We start from the raw sequence: 12910 nt of genomic DNA, 5'->3' as shown, positions 1-12910 counted from the left end.
TTAATATTCTAATAAATTGATGGAAGCGCTATCATTGTTTTTACAAATGGTAGCGTTTTTTAATTGGCTTGTTAAATTGTGTGGAAATTGTCTGGGGTCTGACCCCGGGTCAGACCCCAGACAATTTAACTTTCTAAAAGCTCATTTTCAAACTCGAAAGGAGAAGAACAATGAAAAAGTTATTTAAGAACTTAACGTTTCAGGTTTTAACGGCTATCGCAGTGGGTGTACTTGTTGGACTGTTCTGGCCAGATTTCGGGAAGCAGATGAAACCTGTAGGAGATACATTTATTAATGCTGTTAAGATGGTAATCGCACCAATTATCTTCTTAACGATCGTACTTGGCATCGCAAAAATGGGTGACATGAAGAAGGTAGGTAAGGTTGGAGGTAAAGCTTTCATCTACTTTGAAATCGTAACGACGCTCGCACTCGTAATTGGATTGATCGTTGTTAACGTGTTAAAACCTGGAGCGGGCTTAGACTTTGAAAAGCTTGAAAAAGGTGATGTTTCACAATACACGTCTGAAGAAGGCGGTAAGATCGATTGGATCGAGTTCGTTACACATATCGTTCCAAGCAATATGGTTGATGCATTTGCTAAAGGTGATATCCTGCAAGTACTTTTCTTTTCCATTCTATTTGGTGTCGGACTTACAGCACTCGGTAACAGCGGAAAGATCATTATTGAGTTCTTTGAAAAGTTGCTGAACGTCTTTTTCAAGATCGTTGGTTATATCATGAAAGCAGCACCACTTGGAGCGTTCGGTGCGATGGCGTTTACCATAGGGAACTATGGTCTAGAGTCACTCGTACCGCTCGGGAAGTTAATGATTTCGGTGTACACGACGATGTTCTTCTTTGTTTTTATCGTGTTGAATCTGATCTGCAAGATGTATGGATTCAGTTTGTGGAAATACTTGAAATTTATAAAAGAAGAGCTCCTAATCGTACTCGGAACAAGTTCTTCAGAATCTGTATTGCCAAGAATGATGAACAAGATGGAGAAGTTTGGATGCTCGAAGTCTGTTGTAGGTCTTGTTATTCCAACCGGCTACTCCTTTAATTTAGATGGAACGTCCATCTACCTCTCGATGGCAGTCGTCTTTTTAGCTCAAGTATTTGGCATCGATCTCAGTATCACACAGCAGCTAACGATCATCGCTGTACTGATGCTAACGTCAAAAGGTGCAGCAGCCGTTACAGGCGGCGGATTCATCGTTCTTGCGTCAACGCTAACAGCTATGCAAGTCATTCCAGTTGAAGGACTAGCACTGCTATTAGGAGTTGACCGTTTCATGAGTGAAGCGCGTGCCATTGTGAACTTAATCGGAAACGGAATTGCAACGATCGTTGTATCTAAAAGTGAAAATGAATTTGACGAAGGTAAAAGTGAAGAAGCCATTCAGGCGATGTACGAAAATAGAAAAATTGCGGTATAACGTTAGGATGAGCTTTGGTCAAAACAGACTAAAGCTCTTTCTTTTTGATATGCTTATTCTAAAGAAAGAATGGAGGAAGTTAACTTATGATCTGTAGCATGCTTAATATTAAATATCCTATTCTACAAGCAGGCATGGCAGGTGGACCTACAACACCTGAATTAGTAGCAGAAGTAAGTGAAGCGGGAGCATTAGGAACACTAGGTGCAGGATACATGACTCCTCAACAAATTGAGGTTGCGTTACGAGAAATTCATCAACTCACACAATCCCCAATTGCGGTTAATTTATTCCTTCCTCAGACTTATGAATGTCATGAGAAAACGAGTTTAGCCATGCAGCAGCATTTAAATACATACCGTGTAAAACTCGGGATTTCCGAGATACACGACATTCCAAACATGAGTGATCTATTTGAGGAACAACTTGCTACAGTGATAGAAGCAGGTGTGAAAATAGTGAGTTTTACATTTGATGCGCCGACTAAGAGAATAGTAGAGAAATTGCACGCTTCAGAAATCATAGTTATCGCAACAGCAACTTCTGTTAAAGAAGCGGTTCAGCTTGAGTCCAATGGTGTAGATCTTATCGTTGCACAAGGTGCTGAGGCAGGTGGACATAGAGGGACGTTCTTAAATGTTGAAAATGAATCTATGATTGGTACAATGGCCCTCGTTCCACAAGTGGTAGATGCTGTCTCTTGTCCGGTTGTAGCAGCGGGAGGTATCATGGACGGCAGAGGAATGGCGGCAGCACTAGCTTTAGGTGCCTCAGCCGTTCAGCTGGGTACAGCATTTTTAACGGTAAAAGAGAGCGGCGCGAACAACATTCATAAAGAAGCCATTCTAACGAGTACCGATACAGACACGAAAATCACGAAAGCTTTTTCTGGAAAAAGTGCGAGAGGTTTTAAGAATAAGATGATGGTAGACTTGGAGAGTCGTATAGGAGATGATTTGCCTCCATATCCACTGCAGCACGTATTAACGTCTGATATTAGAAAAGAAGCAGCAAAGCAAGGAAATAAAGAGATGATGTCCATGTGGGCAGGGCAAGCATCAGGTCTAGCACAAGTGAGATCTGCGAGGAATTTGGTTGAAAATTTGGTTGGTCAATGTGATGAAGCACTCCAAAGAGCAACATTAAGATGAAGTTTTACATACACGGAAAAAGGAAAATGGTCTATTTTCATCCGATTAATAATAAGATTTGTATAAGTTATACAAATTTTATCGATTGGGGTGAAAATCATGGATTTTATGACCGATTTTGCGCCGTACGTTGGTTTAGCTGTGATTTTATATGCAATTCGTCATACGGATCGGTTTTCGAATAAGTATATCCCCATTGTTGCTGTTGTCTTAGGTGTTCTTTATGCTTTTTGGGAAGCTGGCGGTGCTACACCAGAAGCCACATTGATCGGGTTAAAATACGCACTTCTTGGAATAGGAACAGTCGCAGGTATAAAATATTCATTAGAGCAAAATTTAAAAAAATAAGAGTAAAACAATAACAGTGCTGAACATACAGTGCTGTTTTTTTGTTGTACAAAAGGTCTATTTTCATTTAACTGAACGTGTATTAAATGTTTAACATATTTAACTTATGGGAAATGAAAAATATCAAAGGAAGTAAACAGGAGGGTGTTGCTATAATGAACATACGACATGACCTTGAGAGTAAGGTTTTAAGCCGATTGCTCCAAAAGGATACAAAAGCCTTAAAACAGATGGTCGATTCATATAGCGCAATACTATTTCAAGTTGCCCTCCGAATTACAGGTGATAAGCAAATAGCTGAACAGATTCTGTGCGAAGTATTTCGTGACTTATGGGAAAATCCAAACCATTACACTAAAGTGAAAGACAAATTTCTTTCAAGTTATTTAATAAAATTGTGTAAATTAAAGTGTGTTGATCGCGAGGAGGTACATATTACTCGGTTATTGTCTAAAAAGTCAAAAAATTATGTTGCGCATAATGTGACGATCTGATATTATAAAAACGCTTACAATAATATAAATAGTAATGGAGAAAATACAAGAACTGTACTTTTTCTATTCTACTTTAATGATGAATGAACGCTCTGCACGAGTATGTAGAGCTTTTAGGCAACATTCTACAAAGGACTTATTTGAGAAAATAAGTACTTTTGAATGTTGTCTTTTTATTTGTCTTACATTAGGGTAAGTTTCATGATTGTTTAACTTTATTAACTTTTTAGGGGGGAATTAAGGATGAAAAAGTCAAAAAATCGTTGGCTCATTGCTTTATCAGCTGTCGGAATTCATATTTCTATCGGCTCCGTGTATGCTTGGAGCAACTTTACAAATCCATTGATCGAAAAATTCGGCTGGACAGCTTCTCAAGTACAGATGACATTCAGTATCGCTATCCTATTCTTAGGTTTGTCGGCAGCTTTTTTAGGACATTTTGTTGAAAAACATGGTCCCAAGAAAGCGGGTCTGCTTGCAGCCATTTTCTTTGGTGTTGGAATTGCTGGCTCAGGTATTGCAGTCAATATAGGTTCGTTAACTCTCCTTTACATCTTTTATGGAGTGCTTGGTGGAATCGGACTCGGGGTAGGTTATATTGCTCCTGTATCTACACTGATTAAATGGTTTCCTGATCGTCGTGGCTTAGCAACAGGACTTGCTATTATGGGGTTTGGTTTTGCAGCAGCAATCAGTTCACCAATCATGGACGCACTTATCAAATCTGCAGGTATCGCTAACACGTTCTTTATATTAGGAATTGCGTATTTTGCAGTTATGACTTTGTCCTCTCTTTATTTAGAAAAACCAGAAGAAGGATGGCTACCTGCTGGTTTTAAAGAAAATGTAGAAAGTGGTAAAGTCAAAATCAAACAAGACCTCTCACAACTAACAGCAAACGAAGCGGTAAAAACACGACGCTTCTATTATCTGTGGATCATGCTGTTTATCAATGTGACTTGTGGCATTGCTATTCTTTCTGCCGCTAAACCTCTTGCTGAAGAAAGTATCGGATTAACAACTGCTGAAGCTGCAGCACTTGTGGGTGTACTAGGATTGTTCAACGGTTTTGGTCGAATCGGATGGGCATCCATTTCAGACTACATCGGGAGACCTAATACATATACAACATTCTTTGTCTTGCAGATCGCTCTTTTCTTCATGCTGCCACAAACGTCATCATCGATTCTTTTTCAAGTCATGCTCGCAGTCATCTATACTTGTTACGGTGGAGGATTTGCATCAATCCCAGCATATATTGGTGACCTTTTCGGAACAAAACAAGTTGGAGCGATTCATGGCTACATCTTAACAGCTTGGGCAGCAGCAGGTCTTGCAGGTCCGTTATTCGCGGCATGGATCAAGGATACAACGGGATCTTACGCGAACAGTTTAACTTTCTTTTCTGGACTGTTTATACTTGCGCTCATTGTGTCTATACTCGTCCGTTTTGATATGAAAAAACTAGCTGAGAAACAAGTAAAATCCGTAGCATAATCTACTAAAATGCAGTGTCTTCAGTAACGGGTAGGCACTGTTTTTTAATGATTGAGAATTTGAGAGCATCCCGCACTCTATTCATATGTTATAATATGGTAAAACAGAAAATGTAATTTGCATTCAAAGGAGAACTTATGACACAAAAACAAGTAACAATCGCAGAATTAAACGCAGAAAATTGGTACGAATGCTGCTTTTTAGAAGTTGCAGACGATCAAGTGAGTCATATTGAACCTAACGCAGTTTCCATTGCACAATCCAAATTTGAACCAAGCTTAAAGCCTTACGCTATCTGTTTCGAGGATAAAACAGTTGGTTTTCTAATGTTCAATTCAATGGAAGAAGAATTAGATGGTTATTGGGTCTATCGTATTATGATAGATAAAAATTATCAGCAAAAAGGAATAGGAAAGGTCGCAACACAGTTGATGATTAATGAAATGAAGACATTGATGAATGCTAAACGAATTGTAGTGGGATATCATCCTGAGAATAAGGGTGCACACCAATTGTATGCGAGCTTAGGATTTGTAGATAAAGGTGACAGGTTTGGCAAAGAAATGGCTGTTGTACTAGAAAACTAATACATAGTTTTACGTTGGCAAAAACTTCTGAAATCTCATGCCACCCTCAAAATTTTAATAAACGCTTTCGAATAATTAATGTTGAGTATAAAAGTTTTATAAAATTATTGAACTCCATGTTTTATTGGAGTTCTTTTTGTTTTGTTTCATCACGAAAGGGAACGTTTGTTACGAAGGAGTGAATTTAATAGATGAGAAGATCAGAACGCAAAAAGTCAAAAAAGAGAAATGTGGTTTTATTCAGTGCATTAGGAGCTGTTCTTTTAGCATTATTATTCTTACCAAAAGATGCGCTGCTTATAGGCGGTGAAGAGGAGCCTGTTACAGAAGAAAAAAATCAAGAACCAAAACATAAAGTGGTCAAACTTCAGCCAGATAACGAAAGTGCTTATGAAAAAGATGAAGATAAAGAAGCAAACAGTGGGGACAAAGCAAAAAAACAAGAACCATCTGAAGAGATCGGCATAGATCCTGAAAAAGAATCCGATAAAAAGAAAAAAGCAGAAGAAGCAAAAAAAGCTGAAGCAGAAAAGAAAAAGCAGCAAGCTTCCGGTGACAAACCTGTTCTAAACAAGCCGATAGGTACGTCTCAAACAGGACCACATACTTCTAGTTATGATGAGGGCAGCGTGGACTGGAATGAAAAACTGAAAGCGATTCGTCTTGCAACAGGACTTGATGAAAACATGACTGTGTGGAAGATCGGTAACGGTGGCAGTCCTCAAAAATCAGTAGCAGAAGTAAGTCCGAATAAACAGCCGAACGAAAAATACTCCGTGAACCTCGAGTGGGTTGATGAGAAAGGCTGGATGGTGACGAGTGTTCAGAAGTAGTTTTTAAACAAGTGGACAGTAAATTTAGAAAACTGGACAGTATTTTGAATGAAATGGACAGTAGATTTATATCCTTCAAAACGATCCACCGACAATCTAGTGTTCAATCTAAATAAAGCTGGCTCAGCTCGTTCAAATTGAACGATTACTGAGCCAGTTTTTTACTTTATCCTTGCTTTTAGTAGAAAACGATGCTGTTTCACTTCAAAGTATCCATTATTTTGAATCATCTCATGAATGTGATGTAGCTTCTCCACAGAATCTTCAATTTTAAACTCTGGCACCTGCCAGGGTATGGCGTCTAGGTAATAAAGGAGCGCGCCAATATCATAAAAGCGCTGAACAGGAAATTCCTCTTTTGCTTCCAGTATTTCATATCCATTCTCTCTTAATTCATGTTCAGCAAAACGCAAATTCCAGTGTGAAAATTCTTCATTAATCGGATATCCGAGCATTGTATTAATTTCAGCACAGTCTGAACCACCAACTTGTTGTGTAAGAAAAATTCCGTCCGCTGTTAATACGCGCTTTACTTCAAGTGGAGAATAGGATTCATGTTTATTGATGATAAGGTCAAACGTACGATCTTCAAATGGAAGAAGATCGTCGTCACCGATCTGAAATACATTTACACCAAGAGGTTCAAGCCGTTCTTTTGCGATTGGAACGTTAGGCAGATACCCTTCTGTAGCACAAACTACTGCTGGAAATGGTTGAAGCTTGGATAATAATTCGCCGCCTCCCGTGCCCATGTCAAGCATCGATGACACTTTGCCGATGAGAGGGGTCGCCATACTGCCATAAGACCAAGAAAGCATGCCACTTGCCATTCGACCAGACTCAGTAATATATGAAAAATCCCATCCTGAAAATGGTTTATTAACTTCCTTAATATACATTTCAAAATCTACATCAGGTTTCATACGTGCACCTCCAAAAATTTATGTTTCATTATGATAAGTCTTTAAGGTTCTGTTGGAGGTCCCCTAGATAAGTAGCAGTTTTATATCTCGTGTTCAAAATAATTCATAACGTTCTCCTTTTAACAAGAGTAATATTATCTTCTGTATTCAATTCTTCAAAACAATTCCAACTCCTTTTGAGACTTCAGAAATAGAGGGAATCTTATCGTGTTGTCGAAAATAGGCAAAAGGCTGAAGAATGTGTTAAAGGGAGGACATTATGACTCATCACGCAATCAAAATGTATGAATATCACGTATGGGCGAACAAGGAGATGTTTAATCGTTTATTAGAACTTGGAGATGAGGTATATCATCAGGAAATACAAAGTGTTTTTACATCCATCTCTAAGGTGGTTTCACACATGTACATCGTTGACCAGCTTTGGTTTCATATCATTTTAGGGACTAGTATGTCAGAAGCACTCGAGATTGAAAAAGTAGAGTCCGATACAAAGAGTATTGAGGAGATCATTACGATGTATAAGGAATTAACCGATCAATATAGTGAGTTTCTTAACGATGGAGTCGATTTGGACAAAGTGCTAAAACTGGATACGCCATGGGCAGGAAAAAGAGAAACGAGTATCTCTGAGATGTTGCTGCATATCACTACTCATGGTGCCTATCATCGTGGAAATATTACAGCTATGCTGCGTCAAAATGATTATCGTTCGGTAACGACAGATTTAACTAGTTATTGGTATTCAGATCAAATATAATAAATCTTGCTTATTATGAGCTCCTATACATTCATATTCACAAGGAGAAGTAGATGAAGAAAATTGTGATCTACGGAAGTTTTACAATAATACTATTGTTTGCGTTAGCATACAGCGGTTTAAAGTTAAGCAGTTCTAGAGACTTTCAATTTTTCGGAGGTTTAGTAACAAGTGCAGATACAGCTGAAAAAGTAGTTGCCCTTACATTTGATGATGGCCCAACAGATAACACCGATGAAATTTTAACGATTTTAAAAGAAGAGGGAGTTAAAGCTACTTTCTTTGTAACTGGCAGGGAGATAGAAAAGAACATGGAAGATGCAAAAGAAATAGTTGCAGAAGGACATGAGCTCGGAAATCATTCCTATTCTCATGAACGAATGGTTTTGAAAACACCTTCTTATATAAAAAGTGAGATTGAAAGAACCGATGAGTTAATCCGCAAAGCAGGATATGAGGGAATTATTCAGTTTCGTCCGCCGTATGGTAAAAAGTTAATCGGACTGCCGTATTACTTCGATAAACACGATCGAAAGACTATCCTTTGGAACATAGAGCCAGAAACATATCCAGAAGTCGCATCGAATTCTACCAAAATAGTAAAGCATGTTAGTGAGAATATTCAGCCTGGTTCGATCATCCTGCTGCACGTGATGTATGAAAGCCGTAAAGAATCGATGAAATCTGTAAAAGGACTCATTAAGGATTTGAAGGAAAAGGGATATACGTTTAAAACGGTGTCTGAAATGGTCGAATAAAAAACAGAGGAGCTCACCTGTTTCAGTGGCTCCCATAACTAAACGATTGTTATTTAGAAACAAGTACAGCCTGATGTGCGTTAGAAACTACTTTTTGACTAACGCTTCCTAAGAAAAACTTTTTAAATCCGCTATGGCCTCGATTACCGATGACGATGAGATCGATGTTATGGCTATCCGCATAACCACAAATCGTGGTAGTTGGATCTCCGTGCAAAATGGCAGTTGTTGTCTTTATTTGATGATCAACACGTCCTAACGCTCTGTTTAGGATTTCTTCACCATGACTTTGCTCCAAAATTTCTGCTTCTCTTACTTCTACAGTTGAACTCGCTACTCCGCCTGGATGTACACCACCATACAATGGCAGAACCATTTCATTGGTCACATAAAGTAACGTTAACTCAGCCCCTGTATGCCGTGCAATCTCATTACCATTGTGTAGAGCGGTGTAACTTCCTTCAGAGCCATCAAAAGCAACCAGAATCTTGGTATATAACATCACGTTGATCTCCTTTCTTGCAGATTTGGCAACTTGAATGAAAATGTTGCCTTATAAAAACATTACCCCTTGATATTTTATGTAAACAAAATACAGTTTTCTGTCACAAAGCAAAAGCCAGTATCGTCATGTTTGTAAAATCAGAAAGTGGTGATTATACATGAATACATTTGATGTGGCGATTGTTGGTGGCGGAATAGCCGGTTTAACTTCTGCCGTATATTTAGCACAAGCAGGAAAGTCTGTCTTGGTACTAGAAAAAGCTAGCAAAGTTGGTGGACGTGCACAAACCAACTCGAAAAACGGAGCACTTTTCAACCTAGGTGGGCATGCATTATATAGAGGGGGAGCGGCTGAGAAGATTTTAAATGAGTTAGAGGTAAATATATCTGGAGCAGTTCCCGATACAACAGGATACGCGATCTGGAATGGAGAACTATTTAAATTGCCAGGATCATTAGGAGCAATGGTTAAATCAAAACTTTTAACATGGTCCAGCAAGACGGAACTTGTCAGAGTCATGTTGAAGCTGCAAACGATTGATGCCACATCAATTCCGCATATGAGTTTGCGGGAATGGGCTGAAAAGGAAATAAAGAATCCCATGGTACGTAACGTTGTTTACGCATTATGCAGAACATCAACGTATGGTATAGACTACGATCAACAATTAGCGAGTGCAGTCATTCAACAAGTTAAATTAGGGTTGAAAGGTGTTCTGTATGTTAACAACGGTTGGCAATCTATCGTAGAAAATCTGCGCTCTAAGGCCTTGGCTGCCGGTGTAATTATTCTTACAAACAAAATGGTCTCATCTATCGAATATGGAATCAGGCATCAACTTTTTTGTGCAGATGGAGAAACGATCGAAGTTCCAAATGTACTTCTAACAACAGGACCTGAGCAATCGATGAAACTAATAAAGAATTCAGAAGGAACATTGCTGCAAAAGTGGAGTCAACAAGCACGTCCCGTATATGCTGCTTGCCTAGACGTAGCTTTAAAAAAACTACCAAGATCGAGTCATCATTTTGCGATAGGAATCGATCAGCATATTCTGTTCTCTAACCACTCTAGAGCTTGTTCATTAAGTCAGGATGGTGAGATTGTTATTCAAATGATCAAATATTTAGGAACGAAGAAAGAAGAGAGTGCAAATGTTCATAAACAAGAGCTTGAGAGTATTTTAGATCTCATGCAGCCAGGATGGAGAAAAGAACTTGTATCTCAGCAGTTTCTGCCAAGAATGATTGTAGTACAAGACATGATTAGCGTTCAAGATAAACAGTATTTTGGTCCGAGTGTACCTGAAATACGTGGACTATACATTGCTGGGGACGGGGCAGGACATGGAGAAATGTTGGTGGACGCAGCATTTGCTAGTGCTAAAAGAGCAGCGAAAGCCATTATAGAGAATGAAGGATTAAATCGTTTGCGAAGGGAGGCTTAATGGATGAACGATGTCCATACGGAGCAGTTATTTATAACATATAAATCACTCTTGTTTTCATTAGCGTTTCGCATGCTGGGAAGTGTGCAGGATGCGGAAGATATCGTGCAAGATGCGTACATTACTTGGAGTGAACAACCAGTTGATCATGTTCAGAACCCAAAAGCTTACCTTTGTAAGATCGTGACTAATCGGTGTATTGACTTGCTTAAATCTGCGCGTAAACAAAGAGAAACATATGTAGGACCTTGGCTTCCAGAACCATTATTAACAGACAACAACGATGATCCAGCATTACATTATATGATGAAAGAATCTCTTTCTACAGCATATTTACTGTTATTAGAGCAGCTATCAGAAACAGAACGTGCTGTATTTTTGCTTCGGGAAGTCCTAGAGTATGATTATAATTTGATTGCAGAAGTGGTCGGAAAAAGTAGTTCGAACTGCAGACAGATCTTTCACCGCGCAAAAAAGGCGATTGGTAACCATACAACTGCTCAGTTGTCACCGCCAAAAGCATCCGCACTAACTGAACAGTTTGTATCCGCCGTAGTTTCAGGAAATGTTAGTAAACTATTAAGCTTGCTTGCAGTGGATGCGAAACTCGTATCAGACGGTGGTGGGAAAACAAAAGCTGCTCTTGTTCCGATCATTGGAGCAGAGCGAATCACACGCTTTTACATGGGAATCATGGCAAAAACAAAGGAAGACTTTTCATTTAAATATACGAATGTTAACGGTGAACCAGGAATTGTACTGTATGCGGAGCATCAGGTATTTGGTGTTCTATCATTACAGGTTAAGAATGACCTGATTCAGACTATTTATTGGGTAGTAAACCCTGACAAACTATCTCATCTTACTTAACACATTCTTGGAGGTACAATATGAAGCCTATTTTAATGAATTTCCCAACTGAATTTACAACCGATCGACTCCTTATCCGTATGCCAAAGCCTGGAGATGGCAAAGCGATGTTTGAAGCTATTCATGCTTCACTGGACGAGTTAAAGCCGTGGCTTCCGTTCGCCCATTTTGAACAAACAGAGGAAGATGTAGAAGCTAATATTCGAGAGGCGTATCTGAAATTTTTAAGCAGGGAAGATCTGCGGTTGCTTGTGTTTTTAAAAGAGAACGGTAACTTGATCGCTTCATCAGGGTTACACCGTATTAATTGGGAAATTCCAAAATTCGAGATTGGTTATTGGATCGATACTCGATACACAGGAAAAGGATATATGACTGAAGCTGTTCAAGGAATTACCGAGTTTGCTTCCAAAGAGCTAAACGCGCGTCGAATTGAGATTCGCTGTGATACTCAAAATGTTAAAAGTGCGGCTATTCCTGAACGCTTAGGATTCACATTGGAAGGAATTCTGCGCAATGATTCATTGGAGATTGGTTCAACTACAAAACTTAGAGATACGAGTGTTTATGCAAAGATTTATTAATAGGAGGAAAGATCTTGGTAAAAGCTGTTTTCTTCGACTTGTATGAAACGTTGATTACGGAATGGAAAGATGGACGAAAGAAAGCCAAGTACTCTATTGAACCGTTAAGGATAGATAAAAAAATCTATAAGGTAGAGTGGGACCTAAGAAGAGAGTGTAGAATGAATGGAACGTTTCCAGATCACCAGAGTGTGTTAAGAGATATTTTATATTCACAGGGAATTACACCAAACGGAGAAGCAATCGATCATGTTCACCAAGAAAGAGTGGCAGCTAAGAGCATTCCTTTTCAAGAGATAGATCATCAGGTGATAGAACTTCTTCAAACTTTAAAATTTAATGGGTTGAAGCTAGGTCTGATCTCAAATGCTGCTCCTGAAGAAGTGGATGCATGGGAAACGTGTGAGTTAGCTGACTACTTCGATGAAGTGATTTTCTCCTATGAAGCACGAGTTGCAAAACCGCAAAAAGAAATCTATCGAATGGCTTGTGAGAAGCTTGGTGTAACTCCACAAGAATCTGTTTTTATTGGTGATGGTGGATCTGACGAATTACGGGGTGCAACTGAAGCAGGAATGACAGCACTTCAAGCAATCTGGTTTTTACAACCTATGATCAGTGACAGAATTATAGGTTATCCAAAGCTAAAAAAACCACAGGATCTACTGGAGCATGAGGATATTAAATCCTTTACAACCTGCTAATTGATGC

Annotated in this window: 14 protein-coding genes; 12 read left to right on the top strand and 2 right to left on the bottom strand. The window is 39.0% G+C overall.

What is annotated here, in order from left to right; all coding sequences use genetic code 11:
* Positions 1-170: 170 nt before the first annotated feature.
* The 6 genes from dctP (at position 171) to H9648_RS05845 (ending at position 6352) form a co-directional block, all read left to right on the top strand.
* Entirely contained in the window at positions 171-1442 is a 1272-nt protein-coding gene (dctP, locus tag H9648_RS05875; RefSeq protein WP_191752961.1) for a C4-dicarboxylate transporter DctP, read from the top strand.
* A gap of 86 nt (positions 1443-1528) precedes the next feature.
* Positions 1529-2593, top strand: coding sequence for an NAD(P)H-dependent flavin oxidoreductase (locus H9648_RS05870; RefSeq protein ID WP_191752960.1), 1065 nt, complete (start codon positions 1529-1531; stop codon positions 2591-2593).
* Positions 2594-2692: 99 nt separating this feature from the next.
* On the top strand, positions 2693-2941 hold the full coding sequence (locus tag H9648_RS05865; RefSeq protein ID WP_191752959.1) for a phage holin family protein: 249 nt from the start codon (positions 2693-2695) through the stop codon (positions 2939-2941).
* A 737-nt stretch (positions 2942-3678) separates the two neighbouring features.
* Entirely contained in the window at positions 3679-4932 is a 1254-nt protein-coding gene (locus tag H9648_RS05855) for an L-lactate MFS transporter (protein ID WP_191752957.1), read from the top strand.
* 137 nt (positions 4933-5069) lie between these two features.
* On the top strand, positions 5070-5519 hold the full coding sequence (locus H9648_RS05850; protein ID WP_191752956.1) for a GNAT family N-acetyltransferase: 450 nt from the start codon (positions 5070-5072) through the stop codon (positions 5517-5519).
* Between the two features lie 191 nt (positions 5520-5710).
* The gene (locus tag H9648_RS05845) at positions 5711-6352 is read left to right on the top strand and encodes a YrrS family protein (RefSeq protein WP_191752955.1); all 642 of its coding nucleotides are present in this window, start codon (positions 5711-5713) and stop codon (positions 6350-6352) included.
* Between the two features lie 161 nt (positions 6353-6513).
* On the opposite strand, the gene H9648_RS05840 is transcribed toward H9648_RS05845, so the two are convergent.
* Positions 6514-7275 (bottom strand): class I SAM-dependent methyltransferase, encoded by a 762-nt coding sequence (locus H9648_RS05840; RefSeq protein ID WP_191752954.1) that lies wholly within the window; start codon positions 7273-7275, stop codon positions 6514-6516.
* A gap of 259 nt (positions 7276-7534) precedes the next feature.
* Between H9648_RS05840 and H9648_RS05835 the strand changes: the two genes are divergently transcribed.
* Positions 7535-8035 (top strand): DinB family protein, encoded by a 501-nt coding sequence (locus H9648_RS05835; RefSeq protein WP_191752953.1) that lies wholly within the window; start codon positions 7535-7537, stop codon positions 8033-8035.
* 53 nt (positions 8036-8088) lie between these two features.
* On the top strand, positions 8089-8793 hold the full coding sequence (locus tag H9648_RS05830; RefSeq protein WP_191752952.1) for a polysaccharide deacetylase family protein: 705 nt from the start codon (positions 8089-8091) through the stop codon (positions 8791-8793).
* Positions 8794-8842: 49 nt separating this feature from the next.
* On the opposite strand, the gene H9648_RS05825 is transcribed toward H9648_RS05830, so the two are convergent.
* Entirely contained in the window at positions 8843-9295 is a 453-nt protein-coding gene (locus H9648_RS05825; RefSeq protein WP_191752951.1) for a universal stress protein, read from the bottom strand.
* A gap of 160 nt (positions 9296-9455) precedes the next feature.
* Between H9648_RS05825 and H9648_RS05820 the strand changes: the two genes are divergently transcribed.
* The 4 genes from H9648_RS05820 to H9648_RS05805 are packed head-to-tail and all read left to right on the top strand — an operon-like array spanning position 9456 to position 12903.
* Positions 9456-10745 carry a phytoene desaturase family protein gene (locus H9648_RS05820; RefSeq protein WP_191752950.1) on the top strand — a complete coding sequence of 430 codons (1290 nt, stop codon included), beginning with the start codon at positions 9456-9458 and terminating at the stop codon, positions 10743-10745.
* 3 nt (positions 10746-10748) lie between these two features.
* On the top strand, positions 10749-11615 hold the full coding sequence (locus H9648_RS05815) for an RNA polymerase sigma-70 factor (RefSeq protein ID WP_191752949.1): 867 nt from the start codon (positions 10749-10751) through the stop codon (positions 11613-11615).
* Positions 11616-11635: 20 nt separating this feature from the next.
* Positions 11636-12199, top strand: a complete 564-nt coding sequence (locus tag H9648_RS05810; RefSeq protein WP_191752948.1) for a GNAT family N-acetyltransferase — start codon at positions 11636-11638, stop codon at positions 12197-12199.
* 14 nt (positions 12200-12213) lie between these two features.
* Positions 12214-12903: an HAD family hydrolase gene (locus H9648_RS05805; RefSeq protein ID WP_191752947.1), complete on the top strand. Its 690-nt coding sequence runs from the start codon at positions 12214-12216 to the stop codon at positions 12901-12903.
* Positions 12904-12910: the final 7 nt, after the last annotated feature.

Source organism: Fictibacillus norfolkensis, from assembly GCF_014836645.1.
Lineage (GTDB): Bacteria > Bacillota > Bacilli > Bacillales > Fictibacillaceae > Fictibacillus > Fictibacillus norfolkensis.
Note: the sequence above shows the minus strand (reverse complement) of the source record. Positions and strands in the feature narration are given on the sequence as shown.